This is a genomic window from Niveispirillum sp. KHB5.9, from assembly GCF_048066115.1.
In the GTDB taxonomy this organism is placed as follows: domain Bacteria; phylum Pseudomonadota; class Alphaproteobacteria; order Azospirillales; family Azospirillaceae; genus Niveispirillum.
Genome location: NZ_JBLTYX010000002.1, coordinates 401,855 through 428,756, shown reverse-complemented (window position 1 = coordinate 428,756; position 26,902 = coordinate 401,855). Strand labels below are relative to the sequence as shown.

Below are 26,902 nucleotides of genomic sequence, written 5' to 3'. Positions count from 1 at the left end.
CTCCGCCGCCCAACTGGCGACCATCGGGTCCACCGGCGCCTATGCCCTGGCACGCGACATCACCCTGACCGGGGCCTGGACGCCCATCGGCTATACCGCCACGGGCAACAATGCCAACCCCACCCTGTTCGCCGGCACGCTGGAGGGGCTGGGCCATACGATCAGCAGCATGAGCGTGGATGCCGGCGGGGCGGCCACGCTGAACCTGGGCCTGATCGCCGGCACCGATGTCACCGCGCAGATCCAGAACCTGATCCTGTCGGGCGGCAGGGTGTTCGGCGGCACGGGCAGCCAGTTCGGCCTGCTGGCAGGTGCCAACCAGGGCACCATCCGCAATGTCGCGGCCAGCGGCACCGTCACCGGCGCCACCAACAGCTCCGCGGCGGGCGGGCTGGTGGGGACCAATGCCGGCACCATCCTCGCTTCATCGGCCAATGTCGTGGTCAGCGCCGATACAGTCCACCTATATCGGCGGCCTGGTCGGCTACATGCTGGACGGGCTGATCGGCAGCAATTCCGGCACGGTCAGCGCTGTCTATGCCACCGGGTCGGTCAACCCCGCGGGCGCCACCACGGGCGGCCTGGTCGGGACAAATAACGGGACCGTCACGGCAGGTTTCTGGGACCAGATCGCCAGCGGCCTGACGGTGGGCACCGGCAGCGGCACGGGCAGTTTCACCGGCGGAAGCATCACCCTCGCCGTCGCCGCACTGTCCACCGCCACCTATGCCGGCTTCGATTTCACCACCGACTGGTACAATATCGAGGGGCGCACGCGGCCGTTCCTGCGCAGCGAATATGCCACCACGATCGTCAATGGCCATCAGCTGCAACTGATGCACATGGACCCGACGGCCGCCTACCGTCTTGGCGGCAATATCGACATGAGCGAGCTGGTCCGCGCGGGCGGGCTGTGGGGGAGCGCCCTGTTCACCCCCATCGGCTTCAACACCGCCGGTTTCAACAGTGCCCCCACCAGCTTCTCCGGGTCGCTGGACGGCCAGGGTTTCACGATCAACACCCTGCGCGTCAGCATCAGCGCGTATCACAATCTCGCCCTGATCTCCAATATCGGCACCACCGGCTCGGTCGCCAACCTGACGCTGGCCGGCGGCACGGTGACTGCCGCCGGCCTCGGCGTCAGCGGGTTCGGCATGGTGGCTGGCCGCAGCCAGGGCACCCTGTCGAACGTCCATGCCATGGGTACTGTCACGGCCGGCGCTTCCGTCGCCTATGTTGGCGGGTTGGTCGGCTTGCAGACCGGCGGCTCGATCCTGTCCAGCCATTCCGAGGTCGTCACGCGGGCCGGAAATTTCACCACGGCGCTGGGCGGCCTGGCGGGGGCCGTCAGCGCGCAGGCCGTGATCAGCAGCAGCTATGCTACGGGCACCGTGTCCGTTGGGACCACCGGCCAGAATATCGGCGTGCTTGTCGGCCATCTCGACCAGTCGACCATCACCAATTCCTATGCCACGGGCGCCTTGTCCGTGTCGGTCTCGGTCCAGCGCGCGGGCGGGCTGGTCGGCCTGGCGACGACGGCCAGCATCCTGAACAGTTATGCCACCGGCACCGTCAGCGTCGCGTCGGCCGTCCAGTTCATCGGCGGCCTGGTGGGTCTGGCCACCACCGGCAGCCGCATCGCCGACAGCTATGCCACCGGCGGCATCACCCTCGGCGGCTTCACCGCGCAACGGGTCGGCGGGCTGCATGCCAGCACCATTACCAACGGTTACGCCACTGGCAACATCACCGGCACGACCTCCGCCAGCATCCCGAGCCATGTCGGCGGCCTGGTGGGCGAGGCCCTGATGACCACGGTGAGCCCGTTCAGCAGCCTCATCATCGACAGCCGCGCCACCGGCAGCGTCAGCCTCGGCGCCACCGCCAACTATGTCGGCGGCCTGGTGGGCAGCCTTGGCGGCAGCACCATCGCCAACAGCCATGCCACCGGCGGTGTGATCGTCAGTACCAATTCCGGTACCGTGAGCGCTGCCAGCGGCATCGGCGGGCTGGTGGGTGCCGTAACGGGTGTCTCCGCCACCGCCTCGCGGGTCTATTCCAGCTATGCCTCGGGTTCCGTATCCGCGGCGACCGGCGCCGGTCCGGTCGGTGGCCTGATCGGATACGTGAACAACTCCACCATTGTCGACACCTATGCCACCGGCAATGTGACACAGGCCGGCAACCCCTCCGCAAACGCCGGCATCGGCGGCCTGGTCGGGATGGTCGGGACCGGCAGCAGCAGTTTCGTCAGCCGCAGCTGGGTCAGCGGGTCGGTGGTCGCCGCCGGGACCGGTGTCCGTGCCGGCGGGCTGGTGGGTGCCATGGGGGGCGGCGCCGTCACCGCCGGCTATTGGGACGTCATCACCTCCGGCCGTACCGTCGGCGTCGGCGTCGGCGTCGGCACGGCGGGCACGGGCACCTTCTCCGCCGTCGGCGTCAGCGGTACGGGCGCCCTAGCCAGCGCCTCCTATGCCGACCTCGACTTCACCACCGCCTGGTTCATGGTGGAGGGCTTCACCCGTCCGTTCCTGCGGATGGAAAACGCGGCCACCATCGTCAACGCCCATCAGCTGCAGGCCATCGCCGTCAACCCGGCAGGCACCTATGTCCTGGGCGCCAACATCACCATGACGGAACTGGGCCTGGCCAGAGGCCTGTGGGGCAGCGGCGCCAGCTTCGCGCCCATCGGGGCCAACGGCACGGCCAACGATGCGCCCACCGCCTTCACCGGCAGCCTGGATGGCCGGGGCTACAGCGTCAGCGGCCTGACCATCAATGCCAGCGCCGGCGCCAATATCGGCCTGTTCAGCACCATTGGCAGCACCGGATCGGTCGCCAACCTCACCCTGACAAGTGCCCTGGTCACCGGCAGCGGCACCGACCTGGGCCTGCTGGCGGGGCGGAACAGCGGCACCGTCAGCGCCGTGAAGGCCGGCGGTGTGCTTGTGGCCGCGTCGGGGGCGCTGCGGGCCGGCGGGCTGGTCGGCACCAACAGCGGCCTCGTCACCGCGTCCTTTGCAAACGGCACCGTTTCGGCCACATCGGGCCAGAGCATCGGCGGCATGGCCGGCCATAATACCGGCACCATCCTGGGCGCCCAATCGACGGCGTTCCTGCTGACCGGCAGCGGCGTGCAGGCCGTGGGCGGGCTGGCCGGCCACAATGCCGGCCTCATCGCCGCCAGCAACGATGCTTCGGCGATCACGGTCGGCAGCGGCGCGCAGTCGGTGGGCGGACTGGCGGGATACAATACCGGCACCGTCACCGCCAGCAATGCCGCTTCGGCGATCACGGTGGGCAGTGGCGCGCAGTCGGTGGGCGGTCTGGTCGGCCATGATACCGGCCTCATTTCCCGCAGCGATGCCAGGGCCCTGATCCGGGCGGGCAGCGGTGCGCAACATGTCGGCGGGCTGGCGGGTTCCGTGTCTGCCGGCGGCACCGTCAGCGGCTCCTATGCTGCGGCCACGGTGACGGTGGGCGGCAGTGCGACGAACATGGGCGGCCTAGTCGGCGCCAATGCCGGCCTATTGATGAACGCTTATGCCCTCGGCCCCGTATCGGCCATGAGCACCGGTACCGCCATGGGCGGGCTGGCCGGGTCGAATACCGGCACCATCACGGGCGTCTACGCCACGGGCAGCGTCGGCGGCGGTACGGGCACCACCCTGCTGGGCGGGCTGGTCGGCGACAATGGCGGTACCGTCACCGGCTATTGGGATATCATTACCACGGGCCAGAATGCGGGCACGGGCGGTGGCACGGGCAGCGCCACAATCACCGGCATCAGCGGCACCGATGCCTATGCCGGTACCTCCTATGCCGGCTTCGACCTCGCCAATATCTGGTACATGGTAGAGGGGTATACGCGCCCCGTCCTGCGCGCCGAATACAGCACCACCATCACCAGCGCCCACCAGTTGCTGCTGATCGACCTGGACCTCACGGCCAGCTATGTGCTGGACCGCGATATCAACATGGCGGAGCCGTCCCAGGCCGCCGGCATCTGGGCCACGGCCACGGGCTTCATGCCCATCGGCTTCAACACCAGCAATGACAATGCCACCCCGGGCAGCTTCACCGGTACGCTGGACGGCCAGGGCCACGCCATCAACAACCTGACCATCACCAGTTCTTCGGCCAGCAACCTGGGGCTGTTCAGTTCTATCGGCGCGGGCGGGGTGGTGCGCAGCGTCGGCGTATATAACGGTACGATGACGGGTGGCACGGGCAGCACGATCGGCCTGCTGGCCGGCAGCAACGCCGGCACCATCCACAGCGCCTATTCCACCGGCATCATCACGGCCGGCAGCGGCGCGCAATATGTCGGCGGTCTGGTCGGCAGCAACAGCGGCACGATCAGCGTGGCCTATTCCACGGCCCTGGTCACCGTCGGGGCCTCGGCCGGCAATGTCGGCGGGCTGGCCGGTTCCAATAGCGGGCTGGTCACCCTTGCCTATGCCAGCGGTGCGGTATCGGCCGGTGGCGGGTCCGGCGGTATCGGCGGCCTGATCGGCAACAATGCTGGCACGGTGGCCGGTGCCTATTGGGACGGCGGCACCGGCGGCCAGGTCTCCGCCGTGGGCACGGGCAGCGGCAGCCTGTCGGCCACGAATGTCAGCGGCACGGCTGCCTATGCCACCGCCACCTATACCGGCTTCGACCTGACCGGCACCTGGTACATGATGGACGGCTATATGCGCCCGATGCTGCGGATGGAGCAGGATACCGTCGTCAACAACATGCACCAGCTGCAGTTGATCACGCTGGACCTGACGGCCGATTACCGGCTGGCGGCCGACATCACCATGGTGGAACTGGCGCGGGCCGGTGGCCTCTGGGCCTCCACGGGGTGGGTCCCGATCGGCATGACGGCAGCGGCGAATGCCGGTGCCGGCATCTTCAGCGGCCAATTCGCCGGCCGGGGTCATACCATCTCCGGCATGACCATGAACCATGCCGTCAGTGTGGCCCATGCGGCCATGTTCTCCAAGCTGGGGAATGGCGCGCTGCGGGATTTCAGCCTGCTGGACGCCCGTGTCACCTCCGCCGCCGGCAAGCCGGTAGCCCTGGTGGTGGGGGAGGTAGTGGGCACCGCCGCCATCAGCAGCGTCTTAGCCAGCGGCACCATCCTGGCCAGCGGCTCCGCCGCCACGATCGGCGCGCTGGCCGCGTACATGAATTCCGAAACCGCCACCATCCAGAACAGCGGCGCGCTGATCGATATCCGCCATAGCGGCAATGGTGCCGTGATCGGCGGATTGGTCGGCTTTGGCGCCGGGCTGATCACCGGCAGTTACGCGATGGGCAGCATCTCCATCAGCGGCAGTGGCTCGCAGGTCGGCGGGCTGGCCGGCGTCAACTTCGCCCAAAACACGCTGGTCGACAATTATGCCCAGGTCAACATCACCGTCGGGGGTGCTGCCACCGCCGTGGGCGGGCTGATCGGCAACAACAGCGTGTCGACGGCCAACGGCGTGCTGAGGAACTATGCCGCCGGCGTCCTCTCGGTCGGCACGGTCACCAGCGTCGGCGGGCTGATCGGCGTCAACACCAATACCGGCGACGCCCTGGTCAGCAATTACTGGGACACCACGCTGTCCGGCCGGACGCTGGGCATCGGCAACGGCACCATCACCACCGGGTTCACCGGCCTGGCCACCAGCGCCTGGGTCAGCAACGGCCCCGTGGCGAATTCGGTCTTCCCCAGTTCCGTCTGGATGGCGGGTTCCCCCTATCCGGTGCTGAAGACGGTCCCCTATATCCTGGTCACCGGATCGGGCGGCCATGTCTATGGCGGCACTGCCGGCTCCGTCACCACGACGGGTGCCTTCGACCAGTTGGGCAATTCCGTCACCAGCGGCCTGTCCACGGGCGGGGTGTCCTGGACCCTGGGCACGACGCCCACGGTGGTTGGCTCCGCCACCGCCACGGGCACGGGTGCGGTCTATAGCGGTACGGCGCTTTACCAGCTGGCCTATGGCGGCACCTATTCGGTGACAGCCGCTCCCCTGACCATCACCGCCGGCAACGTCACCAAGACCTATGGCACCAGTGCCGGCTTGACCGGCTTCAGCGCTGCCGGTCTGGTCAATGGCGATAGCGTCGGCACCGTGATCCTGGCCAGCAGCGGGGCCGCCGCCAACGCCAAGACCGGGTTCACCGCCAGTGGGCTGGTGAATGGCGATAGTGTCGGCCAGGTGGACCTGTCCAGCCCCGGTGCCCCCGCCGCGGCCATCGCGGGCACCTATGTCATCAATGCCGCATCCGCCACGGGCACGGGCCTGGGCAATTATACGATCCGATACCAGGAAGGGCAGCTGACGGTGACGCCGGCCGCGACGCTCAGCACCGGCACCGTGCAGCGCATCGTTGTCAATGCCGTCGTCCCCACTGTCGTTCCCGTGGCTGCCGGACCGGCACCTGCCACGACCCAGACGACGGCCGCCGGCTCCGGCGGTCCGGCGGTTCAAACCGGTGGGACGGGTTCCAGTTCCGCCGAAAGCGGTTCCCCGCTATCCTCGCTCCAGACCTTCCCCGTAGACGTGGCCGGCGCCGAGGGTGGCGTTTACAGCCAGATCCAGATGACCTCAGACCCCATCAAAGGCACGCAGCAAGATGAGCAGCAATAACGCCGACCTCTCCATTCCCATCGTGGAGCGGAGCGGAGCCGTGCTGATGGAGATTGGCCGCCGTGTTCCCGCCTTCGCCCAGGGGCTGCATCTGCAATCGACCGGCCAGTTGGACCCGGCGCGCCAGGTGTTCCTGCAACTGACCGAACGCCCGGAACTGACCGCGCCGGCCCTGCACCAGCTGGGCGTCATCGCCGCCTATCAGGGTGACAATCTGCGTGCCGCCGGCCTGTTCGAACATGCCCAGCGGCTGGAACCGAACGAGCCGCTTTATTACTGTTCACTGGGCACGGTGTTCGAACGCATGGGCGACATCCCCCGCGCCGTCGCCACCATGATCAACCTGGCCGTCATGGTGCAGACCCAGGGCAAGCACGAGGATGCGATCCCGCTTTATCGCCGCATCCTGCATCTGTCGCCGCTGAACTATTCCGCCTGGGTCAATATGGGTACCGGCCTGGCCTGGATGGGCCAGGCGCGTGAGGCCGTGGTGCCGCTGATGATCGGCGTCATCCTGTTCGGCCGCATCCTGCCGGAGGCCCGCGATCTGACGGAGCGGCTGCTGGTCGATCTCGGCGACCGGCTGCCCGAACTGACCGCCGCCCTGGCCGTCCTGCCCGATGGCCTGCCGGAAGGGCGGCTGGAGCGACTGGAGGAGGTTCTGCAGACGCTGGACAAGGCCCTGCGGTCGGCCGGCTTCATCAAGGCCACGGCGTCGTCGTTGTCCGTGGCGCTGCGGTTGGCACCGGGCAATGCGCTGGCCCGCTGGAACCATTCGCTGTCCTGCCTGGCCAAGGGTGATTACGCTCAGGGCTGGGCCGATTATGAATGGCGCTGGGTCTGGGACCAGTTCCCGGAGCCGCGCCGCATTCTGGCGGCACCGCAATGGCGGGGTGAGGACCTGACGGCCAAGCGTATCTATGTCTGGGGCGAGCAGGGTTTCGGCGACATCATCCAGTTCGCGCCCCTGGCGCAGATCCTGGCCGACCGGTACAGCCCGGCGGAGATCGTGCTGGAAGTGTCCTCACCCCTGGTGCGCATCCTGGGGACGGCGCTGGACCGTCCCGGCCTGCGTGTCGTCTCCCGTCCCGACAATCCGCACAAGTTCGGGATCGAGGAAGGGTTCGATTATCATGTGCCGCTGCTGAGCCTGCCGCATTTCCTGTCGCTGCGCGTGCCAGACCTGCCGCTCCTGCCCGGCTGGTTGAAACTGCCCGACGCGGAGGTGGCGCGCGGCGCCTCCCTGCTGCCGGCCAAGGTGGAGGGGCGCCGGCGCATCGGCGTGGTCTGGGCCGGCCGTCCGCAGCATTCGGAGGATGCGCGCCGGTCCCTGCCGCTGGCCCTGCTGGGCTCGGTCTTGGACGCCATTCCCGATGCCGACTGGATCTCGCTCCAGGTCGGGCCGCGGGCCGGCGATGCCCTGGCCTTCAAGGGCAGGCTGCATGACATGAGCCCGCACCTGAAGGATTTCATTGATACGGCGGCCGTCATCGCCAATCTCGACCATGTGGTGGCGGTTGATACGGGTGTGGGCCATCTGGCGGGATCGATGGGCACGCCGGTGTCGCTGCTGCTGGCCCATGCCGTCGACTGGCGTTGGGAGATTGGCACCACCCATTCCCCCTGGTATCCCAACCACCGCATCCACCGTCAGCAGACGCTCGGCGACTGGGCCGGCGTCATCGCTGAACTGAAGGCCGAACATGTCCAGGCAGAGGCGGCGGCAGGTATGGAGGTGGCACCGGCCAGAGCAGGTCGCAGGAAGGTCACGCGGTCATCGAGAGGAATTGACGTTCATCGTCTTGCTCATGAGGCTCCATCCTGTTCAGGAGTTGGAGCCTCAGGCGAACGGCGTATTTTTTCCTCATAAAATTATTCCATATGGACAATATTTGTGATCTTATTGGTGCAAATGGAATGGTATCGCCAGGTGTCATGGCGGACCCTGGGGAGGAGTGTGACCATGAATGGCCTGTCACAGGACGGCGCACCGCCACCGGCCGCAATCGGCGTGGATGAGGATACAGGCGCCACGACGCTTGTCCATCCAGCGGGCCGGTTCGATGCCGTCAGCCGGCGTCAGACACTGGGCGATATGCTGGCCCGTACGGCTCGCCGATACCCGGACAAGGGCGCTATAATGTGCGGCGGCCAGTCTTGGACCTATGCGGAACTGGACATGCTGGTCGACGACCTGGCGGCAGGGTTGCAGGCGTCCGGCGTCCGGCTTGGCGACCGGGTGGCGCTGATGTCGCGCAACAGCCACTGGTTCGTGGCCTTACGCTTTGCGGTGGCGCGGGCCGGTGGGGTGCTGGTGCCCATCAACTTCATGCTTACCGTCGATGACGTCGCTTATATCCTGGATCATAGCGGTGCCGGCTTCCTGTTCACCGATGCGGCCTGTGCCGCCACGGCGCTGGCGGCGGCCGACCGGGTGGGGCTGGCGATCCGCTATGGCATTCCGGGCGAGACCCATGACGGGCGGATCGACGGCACGCGCGATTTCCAGGGTTTGCGCGGGCGGGGCGGGGTGGCGCTGCCGGCCATCCATGCCGGCTCCATCGTCCAGATCATCTATACCAGCGGCACGGAATCCCGGCCCAAGGGCGCGATGCTGAGCCATGAGGCGGTGATGTGGCAATATCAGAGCTGCATCGCCGATTGCGGCTGGTCCCCCGACGCCGTGGTGCTGAACGTGCTGCCGCTGTTCCATTGCGCGCAGTTGGACGCCTTCCTGGGGCCGTCGCTGCATGTCGGGGCCAGCAACATCATCGCCGCCTCGCCGGCGCCGGATATCGTGCTGCCGTTGATCGCGGCGCATGGCGTCACCTCCTTCTTCGCGCCACCCACGGTGTGGATCGCCCTGTTGCGCTCCCCGCTGTTCGACCCGGCCAAACTGACCAGCCTGACCCACGGCTATTACGGTGCCTCGATCATGCCGGTGGAAGTGCTGCGCGAACTGCGGCAGCGGCTGCCGGGTCTGCGCCTGTGGAACTGCTATGGCCAGACGGAGATCGCACCCGTCGCCGCCGTGCTGCAGCCCCAGGACCAGGAGCGCAAGGCCGGTGCCGCCGGCCGCCCGACCCTGCATGTGGAAACCCGCATTGTGGATGACGGGATGCGGGACGTGCAGCGCGGGCAGGTGGGGGAAATCGTCCACCGTTCCCCGCAGCTGATGACCGCCTACTGGCGGGATCCGCAGCGCACGGAGGAAGCCTTCGCCGGCGGCTGGTTCCATAGCGGCGATCTGGGGATCATGGATGAGGAAGGCTACATCACCGTCGTCGACCGCAAGAAGGACATGATCAAGACCGGCGGCGAGAACGTCGCGTCGCGCGAGGTGGAGGAGGCGATCTATCTCCACCCCGCCGTGTCGGAAGTGGCCGTCGTCGGCACCCCGCATCCGCGCTGGATCGAGGCGGTGACGGCCTTCATCGTGCCGAAGGCGGGTGCGGCGGTGACGGAGGCGGACATCCTGGCCCATTGCGCGGCGCATCTGGCCGGGTTCAAGGCACCCAAGCGCGTGGTCTTCGTAGAGAATTTGCCGCGCAATGCCAGCGGCAAGATCCTGAAGCGCGACCTGAGACAACTGGCCTAGTTTTTGTTTTCCTCAAGCGCCGGCGCTGCCATCCGGCAGCTTGGCTTCACGCCGCATGGGCGGCGCGGCGGCAGTCGCCGCCGGAGCGGCTTTCACCTGAAAGCCGCTCTATCACCCAGTTCCATTCTTGGAGGTAGCATGAACGCGGACGCATCGGGCGCCGCGACCGGGACGCTGCGCGCCTGGTCCATGGTGGCCATCCTGTCGACCCTTTACATCGTGTCATTCGTCGACCGGTTCGTGCTGGGTCTGCTGGTCGGGCCATTGAAGGCCGATCTGGGCGTGTCCGACCTGCAGATCGGCTTCCTGTTCGGCACCGCCTTCGCCGTCTTCTACGGCATCGTCGGCATCCCTGTGGCGCGGTTGGCGGACAAGGGCGACCGTCGCCGGCTGATCCTGGCCGGGGTGGGACTCTGGTCCTGCTGCACCATCCTGTCGGGTTTCAGTTCCACCTTCCTGGCCCTGGTGCTGCTGCGCATCGGGCTGGCGGTGGGGGAGGCGGTGCTGACGCCCGCAACCTATTCCCTGATCGGTGATGTTCTGCCCAAGGAACGGCGTGGGCTGGCGGCCAGCATCTACAATGCCTGCGGCATGTTCGGCGCGTCGGGCGCCTATATCGTGGCGGCATTGGCCATCGGCTGGATCTATGCGGTGGAGTCGTCGGGCGAACTGGGCGGCCTGAAGCTCTGGCAGGTGATTTTCATCATCGTCGGTGTGCCGGGACTGGTCCTGGCGACATTGTTCGCGCTGGTGGCGCGGGAGCCCGCGCGCAGCACCGTGCCGGGATTGGCGGGTGCGCCGACATTGCGCGATGTCATGCGCTATGCCGTCGGCAATGCCAGGCTCTATTTCGCGTTGTTCCTGGGGGCGGGCTGCCTGCAGATCATGACCAACGCCTATCTGGCCTGGGGACCGACCTTCCTGTCGCGGACCTATGGCATGCCGGTGGCTGAGGCCGGGCGCACCTATGGCCTGTTCAACATGCTGGCTCTGGTGGGCGGCACCATTCTGATCCCGATGCTGACCAGGCGGTTGCGGCGGCCGGATGCCCTGCCGCTGGTCTCCGCCGCCTGTGGCTTCGTCGGTGGTGGTTTCTGTCTTGCGGCACCGCTGCAGGGCACAGCCACGGGGTTCCTGGCGCTGGCCTGGGCCGGGCTGTTCCTGGCCGGCGGCGGTGGCAACAATGTGCTGGCCGCCATCCATTCCATCGTACCGCGACCCATGCAGGCCACCATGACGGCCCTGCTGCTGATCTGCATGAGCACGCTGGCGCTGGGCGTCGGACCATTGGCCGCCGCCTTCTTCGCGGGCCTGGCGGCGGGCGCTGCCAACCCGCTGGCCATGGGGCTGATGATCGTCAGCGTGCTGGCGGCGGCGGTCGGCGTCACCCTGTTCGCCCTGGCCCGCGCACCCGTCGCGGCCTATGTCACGGCGAACCGGTGATCTTTTTTGATGGAAAAAATGTCTTGCTAAAATATTCCAACTGTATAATTTTAACCCACAAGAAATCCAACAAATCGGGGAGGATCGAATGCCGGCATGGCCCTATGCCGCCACGATCTCTAGTGCCAGCCTGCATGAGGCGGCTGGCCGGCGTGGCGCGCTGCCATCGGTGATCAAGCCGATCGACCGGCGGATGAGCGTGGAGGGACCGGCCCTGCCGGTCCGTTGCCCGCCCGGCGACAATCTGTGGATCCATCGTGCCCTGGCCGCCGTGAAGCCCGGTGATGTGCTGGTGGTGGAATGCGGGCCGGGAACCGAGTTCGGCTATTGGGGTGAGATCATGGCGACGTCGGCCATTGCGCTCGGTGCCGCCGGCCTTGTCATCACCGGTGGCGTGCGCGACAGCCAGCAACTGATCGACCTGGGCCTGCCCACCTTCGCCGGTACCGTCTGCATCCAGGGGACGGGCAAGGACCCCAAGGGCGACGGAGCGGTGGGGGAGCCGGTGCGTATCGGTGCCGTCACCGTGCGCCGCGGCGATCTGGTGGTGGGTGACGCCGATGGCGTCATCGTGCTGCCGGCCGCCGACGGTCCTGCCCTGGTCCAGGCGGCGCGCGACCGCGACGCCAAGGAAGCCGGTATCCTGGAACGCGTGCGCGCCGGTGCCCTGACGCTCGACGTCTACAATCTCTGAAGAACGGGAGACATCTCCGTGATCATCGACGTCCATTCCCATCTCTGGGCACCACCGGAATTCAATGCCGGCGGCATGATGCTGGTCGGCAGCGACGGCCATTATTCCGGGATGGAGCCGAAAATCTCCGACGACCGGTATCTCGATTATCTCCAGACCCTGTTCAAGGCACTGGACATGGTGGGCACCGATTTCCAGATGGTCTCCCCCCGGCCCTTCACCATGCTGCATTCACGGGGGCAGCGGCTGGTCGATATCTGGACCCGCTGGACCAACAATGCCATCGCCCAGCAGGTGCGCCTTGCCCCCACCCGGTTCGCCGGCATGGCCGGCCTGCCTCAGGTGCCGGGGGAACCGATTGAGCGGGTGCTTCCGGAAATGGAACGCTGCATCAAGGAACTGGGCTTCAACTCCATCCTGATCAATCCCGATCCGGCGGAGGGGACGGGTCATGTGCCGCCCATGGGCGATGCCTACTGGTATCCGCTCTATGAGAAGATGTGCGAGCATGATGTGCCGGGCCTGATCCATGCCTGTTCGTGCTGCAACGGGCGGGAAACCTACGCCAACCATTTCATCACGGAGCATTCCATCGCGCTGCTGTCGATGATCAAGGCCGGGGTCATGCAGCGTTTCCCCAAGCTGAAGATCATTGTGGCCCATGGCGGCGGCTCCGTGCCCTATCAGGTCGGCCGTTGGCGGGCGGAACGCGGGGCCTTCCCCGATCTGGGCAAGGACGGGGTGCAGGGCAAGCTGTCCGAAGCGCCCGGCAGCTTCGACGATGCGCTGCGCGCCTTCCATTTCGATACCTGCCTGCATTCGCCCTTGTCGGTGGAACTGCTGCTGAAGGTGGTGGGCACGGAGAATGTCTGTTTCGGTACCGAACGCATCGGCAGCGGCAGCCAGATCAACCCCGATACCGGCCGTTCCTATGACGATATGAAGCCGGATATCGAGGCGATGGGCTTCCTGACCGACGCCGACCGCCACAAGATTTTCGAGGGCAATGCCCGCCGCCTGTTCAACGGACTGCCGGGGTGAGAAATGGCCAGCATCATATTGGGACTTGCGGCCTCCCACAGCCCGCTGCTGACCATCGACTGGAGCGAATGGCAGTACCGGGCCCAGGCCGACCTTGCCAATGAGCAACTGAACCTGTCCGACGGGCGGTTCGTCTCCTACGCCCAGTTGCTGGCCGAACGCGGCGACGTCTATGCCGCCATCGCCACGCCGCAGGCGTTCGAGGCGGCGGCCATGCGCTGCCAGGCCGGGCTGGACCGGCTGGCCGATGCGCTGGCGGCCGCACGGCCGGACATCGTGATGGTGATCGGCGACGACCAGGGGGAATTGTTCCCGCTGTCCAACACGCCCGCCATCTCGATCTATTACGGGGCGGAGATCGCCACAAACGATGTCTGGGGCCGCGACGACAAGCCGGCCTGGATGCACCAGATGGCCAAGGGCTATGCCATGGATCAGGTGCACCGTTTCCCCGGCGCCCCGGAACTGGCCCGCGATGCCATCGCCGGGCTGATCCGCCGGCATGTCGATATCGGGGCGGCATCGAAGGTGGATGATCCGGTGAAGGCCGGGTTCGGCCATGCCTTCGGCTTCGTGGCGGAACGGCTGTTCCGCGACCGGGCCATTCCCATGCTGCCGGTGCTGCTGAACACCTATTTCCCGCCAAACGTGATGAGTGCGGCCCGCGCCTTCGATATCGGCCGCCTGTTGCGTGCCGCCATCGAGGACAGCCCGTCCGACGCGCGGGTGGCCGTGGTGGCGTCGGGCGGCCTGTCGCATTTCGTGGTGGATGAGGAACTGGACCGTCAGGTGCTGGCCGGGTTGAAACCGGGGGAGGAGGGGCTGTTGCGCTCCATCCCGCCGGAAGCGCTGAATTCCGGTTCGTCGGAAATCCTGAACTGGGTGATGACGGCAGGGGCGGCGGACCATCTGCCCCTGTCCTGGACAGAATATGAACCCATCCGGCGCACGCCGGCCGGCACCGGCATCGGCGTCGGCTTCGCGGCCTGGGGGGCGTGAAAGGGAGAAAGAGATGGCAAGGCGCAGCATCAATGTTGAAGGCTTCAATCATGGCGCCCAGCCCATTCCGGCGGCCAGCCGCGTGGGCGGGCTGGTGGCGACGGGCGGTATCTATGGGCTGGACCCGGCCACGGGCACGCTGCCCGATGATGTAGCCGAACAGGCCCGCCTGATGTTCTGGCAGTTACAGCGTGTCCTGGCGGCGGCCGGGGCGGGCATGGGCGACATCGCCCGCATGACCATTTATGCCAAGGTGCCGGAAGCACGGGCCGCCGTGAACGCGGAATGGCTGAAGGCCTTCCCGGATGAGGCGTCCCGCCCGGCCCGCCATACCCTGGCCTATGAGCATCTGCCCGCCAACATGCTGGTGCAGTGCGACGCCATCGCCATGGTGGCCGATCATGGCTGACGCAGGCATCGTGAAGCGGCTGCTGCGGTTCGACAGTTGCACCGTGTCGGACGCGCTGGACAAGCTGGGTCTGTCCGGTGCTGTCATCGGTCTGGCGCCTTTGACCCTGCCGGGCCGGCGCGTCGCGGGCCGGGCGGTGACGGTGAAGCTGGGCGCGCCGATGCCCAACCTGCCCAAGCGCCATCTGGGGGCCGGGGCGGTGATGGCGGCGGAAGCCGGCGACATCATCGTCGTGGAGCATCGCGGCCGCACCGACGTGTCGGGCTGGGGCGGGCTGCTGAGCCGGGGTGCGGTGGGCAAGGGCGTGGCGGCGGTGATCGTCGATGGCGCCTGCCGCGACGTGGACGAAAGCCGCGACCTGGGCCTGCCCGTCTTCGCCCGCGCACCCGTGCCCGTCACGGCGCGCGGCCGGGTGGCCGAACATGATTTCAACTGTCCTATCACCATCGCCGGCCTGGCCGTGGCACCCGGCGACTGGCTGGTGGCCGATGGCAGCGGCGTGGTCTTCATCCAGGCCGCACGGCTGGAGGAGGTGATCACCGTGGCCGAGGACATCCTGGCGCGCGAGACCCTGATGGCCCGCGACATCGATGCCGGCGTGCCCATCGGCGATGTGATGGGGGCGAATTACGAAGACATGCTGAAAAAGCCGGAGATTGCGAATGTCTGACCAACAATGGGTCGAACGGCTGAAAAAGGCCGGGGTGACGGCCCTGTCCGATGCGCTGGACCGGCTGGGCATCGATGGCCAGGCTGTGGGCATCATGCCCGTGGCCCGTACCATGCGCTTTGCCGGGCCCGCCTTCACCATCCGCATGTTGCCCGTCGGCCTGACGGGCGGGGTGGTCGGCGATTATATCGACGATGTGGCGCCGGGTTCCGTTGTGGTCATCGATAATGACGGCCGGCCCGACCAGACGGTCTGGGGTGACATCCTGACCTTCGTGGCCCATGCCAAGGGCATCGCCGGCACCGTCATCGACGGGGTGTGCCGTGACAGTGATCGTTGCGTGGAACTGGGCTATCCGGTTTTCGCGCGCGGCAACACGATGCGCACCGGCAAGGACCGGGTGACGGCCGATGCCTACAACGTGCCGGTCCAGCTGGCCGGGGTGCGTGTGGCGCCGGGCGACTGGCTGGTGGGCGATGCCGACGGGGTGCTGTCCATCCCGGCCGACAAGGTGGCCCAGGTATTGGCCATCGCGGAGGAGATCGAGGCGGCGGAGGACCGTATCCGCACCGCCGTGGCCGGTGGCATGCGCCTGGACGAGGCCCGGCGCGCCGCCAACTATCACAGCCTGCAGACCCGCGCGGCGGAGGGGAGGTGACGCGATAGAATGAACTGGCAAAACCCCTTTGGTCCCGTATAGATAGGTGCCATGTCGACCGACCTTGAGACGCCCGAAACCAAGCCCGTGCGCCGCCGCCAGCAGCAGCGTGCCATCGACACGCGCGAGCGTATCGTCGAGGCCGCCATTGCCGAGTTCGCGGCCCGCGGGTTCGAGGCGGCGTCGACCCGGGCGGTGGCGGACGCGGCGGATGCCAAGCACACGCTGGTCACCTATCATTTCAATGGCAAGGAAGGTCTCTGGCAGGCGGCGATGGACCGCACGGTCAAGGCGTTCACCACGAAGCAACGTGAAAGGCTGGTGGGCCTGCACGGTGTGGATGACGCCATCAAGCTGCGGCTGGTGCTGGAGGATTTCGTGCGCTACAGCGCCGGAAACCTGCATCTCCACCGCCTGATGACCCATTCCTCCAGCGGCGCCAGCCCGCAACTGGATGCCATGGTCACCGATTACCTGAAGGGCTATTTCGATCTGGTCGCCGACCTGATCCGGTCCTGCCAGGCAACGGGGCAGTTCGTGGAGGGTGACCCCCATCACCTCCATTACCTGTTCATCGGTGCCGCGACCCGTATCTTCATGCAGTCGGCGGAAGCGACACGGATCACTGGCCAGTCGCCGTTGGATCCCGTCTTCATCGACCGCCATGTCGACCGTTGCCTTGCCCTGTTCTTCCGCGACCCGCCGAAGAAACGCGACCGCAAGGGTTCCTGAACCAAGCCATCCGCACCCGGTCCGACGCCATGGGAATTCCCTTGGCGAATCCTCTTCGCTGCCTGCAATCTACATCCCATCGTAGGCAAAATTATTCACCGGATGGCATATTGGTCTTTACTAATTAGTCCATCTGGAATAAATAAATCCTGTGCCCTCCATGAAGGAGAGGACCCAAGAAAGCAAACGGCCGGTGCCGATGCGGGCGCCGCCAATCACAAAACAGGGAGGAAAAAAGATGCGCGGATTTTCGCGTGCGCTGCTGCTTGGCCTGGTGGCGACGGTCAGCCATGGCGCCTTGGCCCAGGAACAGAACCCGGCCGGTGATGCCATCCTTGAAGAAATCATCGTGACGGCCCTGAAGCGGTCGCAGCCTTTGCAGGAGGTGCCGGCATCGGTGACCGTGGTCGAAGGGGAGGCCTTCACCCGTGCCGCCGTCGTTTCGCTGGACCAGATCACCCAGGTCGTGCCGGGCATCCGCATGCAGTCGGCCCCCGGCGGCACCATCAATCCCGTCGTGCGCGGGCTGGGTACCAGTTCGTCCAATGACAGTTTCGAACAGACCATCGGCCTGTTCATCGACGGCGTCTTCGCCGGCCATGCCCGTGACTATGCCGCCGCCCTGTTCGATGTGGAGCGGGTGGAGATCGTCAAGGGCACGCAGGCCGCCATCCTGGGCAAGAATACCAGCGTCGGTGCCCTGACCCTGACCACGAAGAAGCCGGGCAGCGAATTCGCCTATGAAGCCAGCTACATGCACGAGTTCGAACTGGGCTCCGACATCCTGGACGCGGCGATCAACCTGCCGGTGAACGAGACCTTCGCCATCCGCGTGGCTGGCCAGTTCTCCGACGAGGGCGGCTGGATTCGCAATGCCCTGACCGGCGAGGACGAGCAGTCCAGCAACCGCAAGGCCCTGCGCGCCACGGCCCGGTGGGAGCCGACCGACAATCTGGAATGGATCGTGTCGGCCCAGGCCCATTGGATCGACCGCGACGGCCAGACCTTCTATGCTGGTGCCGACACGTTGGGCCGGCTGGCGCAGACGGCGGCACTGTATGGCGACCCCGCCTTCACCGCCGCTATCGGCGATGTCAGCCGCGGCACGGTGCGGCCGGGCTTCGACAAGATCTTCGATTATACCCAGGGCTGGCGCACCAGCTCGACCATCAACCTGGCGCTGGGCGACCATACGCTGACCGCCGTCACCGGCTATGCCGAATATGACATGAAGCGGGTGATCAACCCCGCCGGTGTGCGCGGCGCGCCCGTGCTGCGCACGGCGCGGGAGCATAATGAGAGCTTCGGCCAGGAACTGCGCCTGACCTCGCCCGAATATGACAAGTTCAGCTATATCGCCGGCGCCTATTACTATCATGACAAATGGGGCAATTTCGACTTCCTGGACGTGCTGCCCCAGGCGGGCACGCCGCTGAACGGTGCGGTGGCCACCGACCAGGAATACAAGACCGAGGCCATCTCCCTGTTCGGCCAGTTCAACTATTCGCTGACCGAGGAACTGGAGCTGACCCTGGGCCTGCGCAGCGACAACCAGAAGAAGCAGGTCGATTATACCCGGGCCATTGTGCGCCCGGGCCTGCTGACCACCGCCGCCTACCCGGCGTTTGCACCCACCAGCCTGGATCGCAAGGACGATTTCGTCGATTACTCCGGCTCCATCAGTTACAAGGTGGCGCCGGGCGCCATGCTCTATGCCAGCTACGCCACGGGCAGCAAGGGCGGCGGCTTCCAGGCCTCGCCCAGCACCATCGCCACGGCGGAGTTCGGGGATGAGGGGGCGAAGACCGTGGAACTGGGCGGCAAATTCAGCTTCGGCCGCGGTACGACGTTCAATGTCGCTTTGTTCCAGACCCGCATCGCTGACTATCAGATCGCCATCAATACCGGTGCGGGCTTCGTGGTCCGCAACGACCAGATCCAATCGCGCGGGGCGGATGCCGAGCTGAGTGTGGCGCTGACACCCGACCTGACCTTCTCCACCAGCGTCACCTATGCCGATGTGGAGAAGCGCGGGGCGCTGCCGGCCAATTCCATCGCCGGCATTCCCTTTGCGCCCAAGCTGACGGGCGTGGTGCAGATGAATTACGAGACCGCGCTCAGTGAGAATTTCTCCTTTAATGCCAATGCCTTCGTGGAGTTCCGCACCGAACAGCACATCATCGATCTGGCCAATGCCGTCATTCCCACGTCGGACGGCTATGCCAAGCTGAACCTGCGGGTCGGGCTGGCGCATGATCCGTCGGGCGTGGAACTGGCCCTGGTGGGCAAGAACCTGACGGACAAGCGGGTGGTCAATTACGGCTACAACGCCTTCGCGCAGGCTGGTGCCGCGATCATCTCCACCGACGTGTCGCGGACCATCGGCCTGCAGGCCTCCATCCGGTATTGAGGGGCTAGAGCGGCGGAAGTCGCTCCGGCGGCGACTGCCGCCGCGCCGCACGTGCGGCGTGAAGCCAAGCCGCGGATGCGGCGCCGGCGCTTGAGGTAATGAGAAAGGAAGATGTGGTGATGAACGAAGGCCTGAACCGGCGCCAATGGCTGGGCGCCGCCGCCGCCCTGGCCGCCGCGGCGTCGCTGCCGGCGGGTGCTGCCGGCAGGCCGGTGCCCAATATCATCTTCATCATGGCGGATGATCTCGGCCATGCCGATATCGGCTGCTATGGCGGGCGGATTGTGGCCACGCCCCATATCGATGCCATCGCCACTGCCGGTGTGCGCCTGACGCAGGCCTATGCCAATTCCTGCGTCTGTTCACCCACCCGGCTGGCCCTGCTGACGGGGCGTTACCAGTACCGGCTGCCCATGGGGCTGGAGGAACCGCTGGTGCGGGCCAGGGTCGGGTTGCCGGCAGATGCCGTTACCCTGCCGCGCCTGCTGGCCGATCATGGTTACCGCACCGCTTTGGTCGGCAAATGGCATCTGGGCGAGGCGCCGTTTCCCGGTCCGCTGGACAGCGGCTACCAGTCTTTCTACGGCATCCAGAAGGGTGGGGCCGACTATTTCACCCATCTGGCCCAGGGACAGCCGGTGAAGGAGGAGGATGGCCTGTTCGACGGGCGGGAGCGGTCGGGCGACATCGGCTACCTGACCGACCTGTTGACCGACCGCGCCGTGGCGGTGATCGGGCAGGCGGCCAGGGCCCGTCAGCCTCTGTTCCTCAGCCTGCATTACACCGCCCCCCACTGGCCCTGGGAGGGGCCGGAGGATGAGGCGGTGGCCAGCAGCCTGAAGGATATCCGCCATTACGAGGGCGGCAGCCTGAAGACCTACGCCGCCATGCTGTCCAGCCTGGACCGGGGCGTCGGGCGGGTGATGGCGGCACTGCGCGGGGCCGGCCTGGAAGGCAACAGCATTGTCATCTTCACCAGCGACAATGGCGGGGAACGTTTCTCCGACGTTTGGCCCCTGATCGGCATGAAGGGGGAACTGCTGGAAGGCGGCATCCGGGTTCCTTGTCTGATGTCATGGCCCGATCGCATCGCGCCGGGAACGGTCAGCCGGCAGGTGGCGATCAGCATGGATTGGGCACCGACCCTGCTGGCGGCCGCCGGTGCGGTGGGGGGCGATTGGGACGGGGCCAACCTGCTGGCACCGCTGACCGGTCGGGCACCGGTGCGTCCCCGCACCCTGTTCTGGCGCCACAAGCACAACGACCAGATCGCTGTCCGGCATGGCGACTGGAAATATCTGCGAATCAAGGGGCGGGAGGGGTTGTTCGACCTGGCCGTGGATGAGCGCGAACGCGCCAACCGCATCGCAGAGGAGCCCGCCATTGCCGCCGATCTGAAGCAGCGTTTCGCGCAATGGAATGAAGGCATGCTGCAATATGCCGACGGCAATTACAGTTACGATGCCGGCGCCCAGGCGATGGACCGGCCCTGACAATGATATTGGGCGCCAGGGAGGAAACAGATGACCATGTTCAATCCGGCCGATCCGGCCTTCATTGAGGATCCCTATCCCACCTATCGCCGGCTGCGCGATGAGGCGCCAGTCTGGCAAGACCCGGACAGCGGCCTGTGGCTGATCACCCGCTTTTCAGGGGTGGAACGGGCGACGGCGGATTATGCCAGCTTCTCCTCCGCCAAGGGCAATGTCGTGCAGGACAGCCCGACGCGGGTGGGCAAGACCCTGGGGTCCATCGACCCGCCACGCCATGACGAATTGCGCCGCGTCATCCAGCGCGGGCTGGGCAATGCCCGGATCGAGGCGATGCTGCCCGGTATCCGCATCGAACTGGCCGACTGCATGGCGCTTCTGTCGGAGAAGCGGGAATGCGATTTCATCGCCGATATCAGCCAGCCCATCCTGTTCGGCGCGCTGGGTCGCATGCTGGGCCTGGATGCCGAAGCGGCGGTGAAGGCCACGAAACTGACCAAGGGCCTGTTCCACCAGGATGACGGGCCGTTGGGCTCCATCCTGCCGCCGGAAATCTTCATGGAGATCGCCACCTTCCTGCGCGACCAGCTGGACAACCGCAGGCAGGCGCGCGGCGACGACCTGATCTCCGTACTGCTGAGCGCCAAGGAGAATGGTGCGCCGCTGAGCGACGAGGAGATCGTGGCCAACGTCTCCACCGTGCTGATGGCGGGCAACGCCTCCATCGGGCATTTCTTCCCCAATGTCATGCATGCCCTGTGGCGCCATCCCGACCAGCGGCGGATGCTGCTGGACGATCCCGGCCGCATCCCCGCCGCCATCGATGAGGCGGTGCGCTGGGACACTTCCACCCAGTGCTTCGCCCGCCAGGTAGCGCAGGAGGTGGAGATCGACGGCGCGCTGATCCCCGCCGACAGCCGCGCCATCATCTTCTACGCTTCCGCCAACCGGGACGAGCGGGTGATCGCCGACCCCGACCGGTTCGATATCTCCCGCGCCCGCGTGCGCCATTTCGGTTTCGGCATGGGGCCGCATTTCTGCGCCGGGGCCAACGCCGCCCGCCTGATGCTGAAGGAGATCATGCGGGAATTGCTGCCTTATCTTGGCGACTACGAACTGGATATCGGCAAAGCCAAGCGGGTCAGCCACATCATGGTCAGGGGCTTCGCCAACCTGCCCATGTCCTGGTGAGCCGCGCCATGGGGGTGGATAGCGGAGACATTTGACATGGAAGCGAACGGGGGCGCCGCGATCAGCGCGCCCGAGAACCCACCGCTGGTGCTGGAGCGGGAGGGGGCGGTCATGCGGCTGGTCATGGACAGGCCGCGGGCCGGCAACAGCATCAGCCTTGCCATGGCCGAGGCCCTGATGAAGGCGGCTATCGACTGCGACGAGGATGACAGTATCCGCTGCGTGCTGCTGACCGGCCGGGGCCGGCTGTTCTGCGCCGGTGGCGACATCACGGAGTTCGCGGCGGCGGGTGCCGGGATCGGTGCCTATCTGAAGCGGGTCACGGCCTGTCTGCACGCAGCGGTCACCCGCTTCCGGCATATGCGCAAGCCGCTCGTGGTCGCCGTCAACGGCCCGGCGGCGGGGGCCGGGTTCAGCCTGGCCATGGCCGGCGACATCGTGCTGGCGGCCCCGGAGGCACGCTTCATCGCCGCCTATGGAACGCTGGGCTACACGCCGGACGGGGGCCTGTCCTGGATGCTGCCGCGTCTGGTGGGGATGCGACGCGCGCAGGAAATCCTGCTGGCCAACCGTGCCGTGGGCGGGGAGGAGGCGGTGGCCATGGGCCTGGCCACCCGGCTGGTGCCGGGACCGGAACTGGATGCCGCCGCCATGGCCCAGGCCGGGGAACTGGCCGCCGCCGCGACGGGGGCGTTGGGCCGAATGCGGGGATTGCTGGGCCAGGCGTTCGACACGTCGCTGGAGGCCCATCTGGAGGCCGAGGCACGGTCCATCGCGGCCAGCGCCCGCACGGCGCACGGGCGCGAAGGGGTGGCGGCCTTCCTGGGTCGGCGGCCGGCGCTTTTCATTTAAAGGGAGATTGGGATGTCCAAACTGATCATCGTCATGCGCAGCGGCGCCGAACATGAGGTCGAGGGGATTGTCGGCCGTTCGGTCATGGAAATCATCCGCGACGCCGGCATCGACGAGTTGCAGGCCCTATGTGGCGGAAGCTGTTCCTGCGCCACCTGCCATGTCCATCTCGATCCGGCCTGTGCCGGGCGGGTGGGGGATATGCAGGAGGACGAGAACGACCTGCTGGATGCCTCCGCCCATCGCACCGGAACCTCCCGCCTGTCCTGCCAGATCCGGTTCACGGCGGCCATGGATGGGCTGCGCGTCACCATCGCCGCGGAAGATTGAGCGATGCGGCGGAGCGACATCATCATCGTCGGGGCCGGTCACGCGGGCGCGCAGGTGGCCGTGGGTTTGCGCCAGCGGAATTTCGCCGGCTCCATCCTGATGGTGGGGGAGGAGGCGGACCCGCCCTATGAACGCCCGCCCCTGTCCAAGGACTATCTGGCGGGAGAGAAGGTTTTCGACCGTCTGCTGTTGCGCCCGCCTGCATTCTGGGTGGAACGGCGGGTGGAGCTGTCGCTGGGCGCCCGCATCCTGGCGGTCGATCCCGTCCGCCATCAGGTCACCGCCGACAATGGCGAGGTTTTGGAATATGGAACCCTGATCTGGGCGGCGGGTGGGCATGCCCGACGCCTCTCATGTCCGGGGCACGACCTGTCCGGCATCCACACGATCCGCACGCGGACCGATGTCGACCGGCTGCGGGCCGGGTTGCCGGGTGTGGAGAATGTCGTGGTGATCGGCGGTGGCTATATCGGTCTGGAAGCGGCGGCGGCGATGGTCAAGGCCGGCAAGCAGGTGACGCTGCTGGAGGCGCAGGACCGTGTGCTGTCCCGGGTGGCGGGAGAACCGCTGTCCCGCTTTTATGAGAGCGAACATCGCGCGCGGGGCGTCAAGTTGCGGCTGGGCGTGGCGGTGGCCGCATTGCGCGACCGGGACGGACGCGTGTCGGCGGTGGAACTGGCCGACGGAACGGTGGCACAGGCCGACATGGTGATTGCCGGCATCGGCATCACGCCGGCCGTCGGGCCGTTGACGGCGGCCGGCGCCTTGGGAAGCGATGGCGTCAGCGTCGACGCCCTGTGCCGTACCAGCCTGCCGGACATCCATGCCATCGGCGATTGCGCGGCCCAGGCCACACCCTTCGCGGGCGGCGCCTGCGTCCGGATCGAGTCCGTCCAGAACGCCATGGAACAGGCCGCCATCGTGGCGCGGCACCTGATGGGCGAGCCGCCGGCTCATGTCGGTGTCCCGACCTTCTGGTCCAACCAGTATGATCTGCGTCTGCAGACCGTGGGGCTCTGCCTGGGCCATGACCACATGGTTGTGCGGGGTGAGCCTGCCACCCGCAGCTTTTCCGTGATCTATCTGCGCGAGGGCCGGGTGATCGCGCTCGATTGCGTCAATGCGATGCGTGACTTCGTGCAAGGCAAGGTGTTGGTGAATGCGCGCGTGATGGCTTCACCGGGCCGGCTGGCCGATGCGGGCATTCCCCTGAAGGGGTTGGAGATGTAGTCCGCGAAAGGGTCCGCCAGGGGCGCGAGCAGGCCCGTTTCCCAGAAGGCGGGCTTGCTTACAGCATTGCCGCCCTTGTCGTCCCAGGCGCGCACCCGCCACCAGGCACGCTGGCGGCCGGCCATCATTTGCGGATGGCCTTTATCATAATATCATTTATATGATAATTCTATGCTTCCGCAAGCGCTCCAGATCGCCTAGGTTCATCGTCAATCGACGCCGCCCCACAGGAAACAGGAAGGTGAGTGGTGGGGCTGCAACCATGCCCGGCCGATCAGGGCCCAAGGCATCCGGCCCGTGCGGCCGTCCCAATCATAAACAGCCATCCCCGACAGCAAAGTCGGAGGGTGGCGACATGCAGGAGAGGATTGATGGCGGTTTTGCGGAATCTGGTGCTTGGCTTGGGTATCGCGGTGTCATCGGTGCCCCTATGCGCCGTCCCTGCCGCGGCGGAACGTCCCGGAGCCGTCATGGAGCAGCCGCTGCCGGCCCGCCAGGACGTGCTGGCCATCGTGGCGCGGTCGGCATCGGCGGAGGTGGCGCGGCTGAAGGAGATCGAGGCCAACCCGTCCGTTACGCCCGCGCGCGGCCGCTGGCCCATCAATACCAACTGGATTTCCGCGACCTTCTTCGTCGGCGCCATGAAGCTGGCCGATGTGGCGGCGGTGCCCGATGTCCTGGATTTCTCCCTGCATACCGCCCGGCGCTTCAACCATGCCCACCAGGGTGACGGCGCGCCCGTGCATCTGATCAACGCCGATGATCAGGCCATCGGGGACCTGTACCAGGCCATCTACCTGCGCACGGGCTCTCCCGGCGTGCTGATGCCGTTGAAGCAGCGGCTGGATTATACGGTGCCCTATCTGACCTTCATGCCGCAGCCCGACAAGCTGGTCTGGTGGTGGTGCGACAGCCTGTTCATGGCGCCGCCGGTCCTGGCCCGCATGTCGGTGATCACCGGCGATCCCAAATATCTGCACGCCATGGATGTGCAATGGTGGCGCACCTATGAGAAGCTGTACGATAAGGAACAGCATCTTTATGCGCGCGACGCCCGCTTCATCGACCGGCGGTCCGCCAACGGCAGGAAGATATTCTGGGCCCGCGGCGAGGGCTGGGTGCTGGCCGGGCTGGCGCGCGTGCTGGAGGTGATGCCGGCGGATTTCCCCTCCCGCCCCCGTTATGTGGCCCTGTTCCAGGAAATGGCGGCGCGGATCGCGTCGTTGCAGCAGGATGACGGGTTGTGGCGCGCCAGCCTGCTGGACACACAGGCGTTTCCGGAGCCGGAAACCTCGGGCACGGCCTTCTACACCTATGCGCTGGCCTTCGGCATCAATCACGGGCTGCTGGACCGGTCGGCCTATCTGCCGGTCGTGCTGAAGGGCTGGGAGGGGCTAAACCGGTACGTGTTGCCCAGCGGCATCCTGGGCCAGGTACAGTCGGCCGGCGACCAGCCGGTACCGACCAGGCGCGAGACGACCGCGCTCTATTCCAGTGGTGGCTTCATCCTGGCCGGGCTGGAAGTGGCCGATCTCGGCCGGCCGGTGACGGCGCTTCCCATTGCCCTGCCGACGCCACCGGCGCTGGCATATCACGCCAGTGACATGCGCGACGTTCCCATTCCCCCCGATGCGACGCCGGAGGTGGCGCGTGAACTGACCCGGCGGGCGGCGGAACGCCAGGCCGTGCAGGATCTGGCCTTCGATCCCATGGTCGCCGATCCCCAATACCGCTCCCCGGTGGAAGGAAAATGGGTGGGTGGCAAGCCGTAGAAACTGGTGGAGGTGGAATAGGTGCCACAAGCCACGGTGCTGGGTACCGCGCTGGGGAATGCCGTGCATCGGTGTTCTCCCGGACGCACTCCCGCTGGCAGGTATTGTCGCCAGTGATATCAATTGCTTACGGTAAAACCCGCCATTCCCTCACCGCTCGCCGCGCGGGGCCTGTATATCGACCTCCACCACCTCGCTGACCCGCGCCATGAAGCTCATCCCGGCATGGATCTGCGCGTCGCTGAGATGATCGACGATCTGGGCGATGAAATCGGCACCGCTGGCGACCATCCGCGCCACGAATTCCTGGCCGGCCGGGGTCAGGGAGATGATCTTCTCCCGCCCCGACGCCTTGCTCTCATCGATGGAGATCAGGTCCAGTGGCGGCTGCGCCAGCTTGCGCAGCGCCTTGGTGATGGCGGGGCTGCCCAGGTCGTACCATTCACCGATCAGCTGTTCGATGACCTTGCGCGGCAGGCTGGTGCCGCCCTCGCCTTTGGAATGGATCAGCCAGAGGATGACCGTCTGATGGCGGTCCAGCACGCCGCTGGCCAGATGCTTCTCCACCGCCATGCCGACCGCGTAATGGTAGGGGTAGAACAGCTTCAGGAAGTTCAGCGGAGCATTCTCCCGCGTGATCGGGTGCTCCAGGGCGTAACGCTGCGTCATGCTCTCTCTTTCGGGCCGCTTCCGGCCGGGCGGTCTTATGGGGCGCCCGGCCAACAGGATGAAGACTATCCACCCGGCCCGT

The 26,902-nt window shown here is 66.5% G+C and carries 19 protein-coding genes; 18 read left to right on the top strand and 1 reads right to left on the bottom strand.

Annotation, left to right across the window (positions count from 1 at the left end; all coding sequences use genetic code 11):
- Positions 1–434: 434 nt before the first annotated feature.
- The 18 genes from ACM9HJ_RS06445 (at position 435) to ACM9HJ_RS06360 (ending at position 26,151) form a co-directional block, all read left to right on the top strand.
- On the top strand, positions 435–6,632 hold the full coding sequence (locus tag ACM9HJ_RS06445) for a GLUG motif-containing protein (RefSeq protein WP_416570881.1): 6,198 nt from the start codon (positions 435–437) through the stop codon (positions 6,630–6,632).
- A complete protein-coding gene (locus ACM9HJ_RS06440; RefSeq protein ID WP_416570880.1) occupies positions 6,619–8,502 on the top strand; it encodes a hypothetical protein in 1,884 nt (627 codons plus the stop codon). The genes ACM9HJ_RS06445 and ACM9HJ_RS06440 overlap by 14 nt, the downstream gene beginning before the upstream one ends.
- 93 nt (positions 8,503–8,595) lie before the next feature.
- Positions 8,596–10,230 carry an acyl-CoA synthetase gene (locus tag ACM9HJ_RS06435; protein ID WP_416570879.1) on the top strand — a complete coding sequence of 545 codons (1,635 nt, stop codon included), beginning with the start codon at positions 8,596–8,598 and terminating at the stop codon, positions 10,228–10,230.
- Positions 10,231–10,368: 138 nt separating this feature from the next.
- A complete protein-coding gene (locus tag ACM9HJ_RS06430; protein WP_416570878.1) occupies positions 10,369–11,673 on the top strand; it encodes an MFS transporter in 1,305 nt (434 codons plus the stop codon).
- Positions 11,674–11,761: 88 nt separating this feature from the next.
- The gene (locus ACM9HJ_RS06425; RefSeq protein WP_416570877.1) at positions 11,762–12,367 is read left to right on the top strand and encodes an RraA family protein; all 606 of its coding nucleotides are present in this window, start codon (positions 11,762–11,764) and stop codon (positions 12,365–12,367) included.
- 18 nt (positions 12,368–12,385) lie between these two features.
- The gene (locus ACM9HJ_RS06420) at positions 12,386–13,408 is read left to right on the top strand and encodes an amidohydrolase family protein (protein WP_416570876.1); all 1,023 of its coding nucleotides are present in this window, start codon (positions 12,386–12,388) and stop codon (positions 13,406–13,408) included.
- 3 nt (positions 13,409–13,411) lie between these two features.
- Positions 13,412–14,407 carry a hypothetical protein gene (locus ACM9HJ_RS06415; protein ID WP_416570875.1) on the top strand — a complete coding sequence of 332 codons (996 nt, stop codon included), beginning with the start codon at positions 13,412–13,414 and terminating at the stop codon, positions 14,405–14,407.
- Positions 14,408–14,420: 13 nt separating this feature from the next.
- The gene (locus tag ACM9HJ_RS06410) at positions 14,421–14,816 is read left to right on the top strand and encodes a RidA family protein (protein WP_416570874.1); all 396 of its coding nucleotides are present in this window, start codon (positions 14,421–14,423) and stop codon (positions 14,814–14,816) included.
- Positions 14,809–15,486 carry an RraA family protein gene (locus tag ACM9HJ_RS06405; protein WP_416570873.1) on the top strand — a complete coding sequence of 226 codons (678 nt, stop codon included), beginning with the start codon at positions 14,809–14,811 and terminating at the stop codon, positions 15,484–15,486. Before ACM9HJ_RS06410 ends, ACM9HJ_RS06405 begins: the two co-directional genes overlap by 8 nt.
- Positions 15,479–16,144, top strand: a complete 666-nt coding sequence (locus tag ACM9HJ_RS06400; RefSeq protein WP_416570872.1) for an RraA family protein — start codon at positions 15,479–15,481, stop codon at positions 16,142–16,144. Before ACM9HJ_RS06405 ends, ACM9HJ_RS06400 begins: the two co-directional genes overlap by 8 nt.
- Before the next feature lie 51 nt (positions 16,145–16,195).
- Entirely contained in the window at positions 16,196–16,876 is a 681-nt protein-coding gene (locus tag ACM9HJ_RS06395; protein WP_416570871.1) for a TetR/AcrR family transcriptional regulator, read from the top strand.
- A gap of 238 nt (positions 16,877–17,114) precedes the next feature.
- Complete coding sequence (locus tag ACM9HJ_RS06390) at positions 17,115–19,286, top strand: TonB-dependent receptor (protein ID WP_416570870.1); 2,172 nt, start codon at positions 17,115–17,117, stop codon at positions 19,284–19,286.
- Positions 19,287–19,405: 119 nt separating this feature from the next.
- Entirely contained in the window at positions 19,406–20,779 is a 1,374-nt protein-coding gene (locus ACM9HJ_RS06385; RefSeq protein WP_416570869.1) for a sulfatase, read from the top strand.
- Between the two features lie 30 nt (positions 20,780–20,809).
- Positions 20,810–21,967, top strand: coding sequence for a cytochrome P450 (locus tag ACM9HJ_RS06380; protein ID WP_416570868.1), 1,158 nt, complete (start codon positions 20,810–20,812; stop codon positions 21,965–21,967).
- 36 nt (positions 21,968–22,003) lie between these two features.
- On the top strand, positions 22,004–22,819 hold the full coding sequence (locus ACM9HJ_RS06375) for an enoyl-CoA hydratase/isomerase family protein (RefSeq protein ID WP_416570867.1): 816 nt from the start codon (positions 22,004–22,006) through the stop codon (positions 22,817–22,819).
- A gap of 12 nt (positions 22,820–22,831) precedes the next feature.
- Positions 22,832–23,149 carry a 2Fe-2S iron-sulfur cluster-binding protein gene (locus ACM9HJ_RS06370; RefSeq protein ID WP_416570866.1) on the top strand — a complete coding sequence of 106 codons (318 nt, stop codon included), beginning with the start codon at positions 22,832–22,834 and terminating at the stop codon, positions 23,147–23,149.
- 3 nt (positions 23,150–23,152) lie between these two features.
- Entirely contained in the window at positions 23,153–24,379 is a 1,227-nt protein-coding gene (locus tag ACM9HJ_RS06365) for an NAD(P)/FAD-dependent oxidoreductase (protein WP_416570865.1), read from the top strand.
- A gap of 470 nt (positions 24,380–24,849) precedes the next feature.
- Positions 24,850–26,151 (top strand): glycoside hydrolase family 88/105 protein, encoded by a 1,302-nt coding sequence (locus ACM9HJ_RS06360; RefSeq protein WP_416570864.1) that lies wholly within the window; start codon positions 24,850–24,852, stop codon positions 26,149–26,151.
- A 150-nt stretch (positions 26,152–26,301) separates the two neighbouring features.
- Here the strand turns inward: ACM9HJ_RS06360 and ACM9HJ_RS06355 are convergent, their stop codons facing one another.
- Positions 26,302–26,820 (bottom strand): MarR family winged helix-turn-helix transcriptional regulator, encoded by a 519-nt coding sequence (locus tag ACM9HJ_RS06355; RefSeq protein ID WP_416570863.1) that lies wholly within the window; start codon positions 26,818–26,820, stop codon positions 26,302–26,304.
- Positions 26,821–26,902 lie beyond the last annotated feature (82 nt).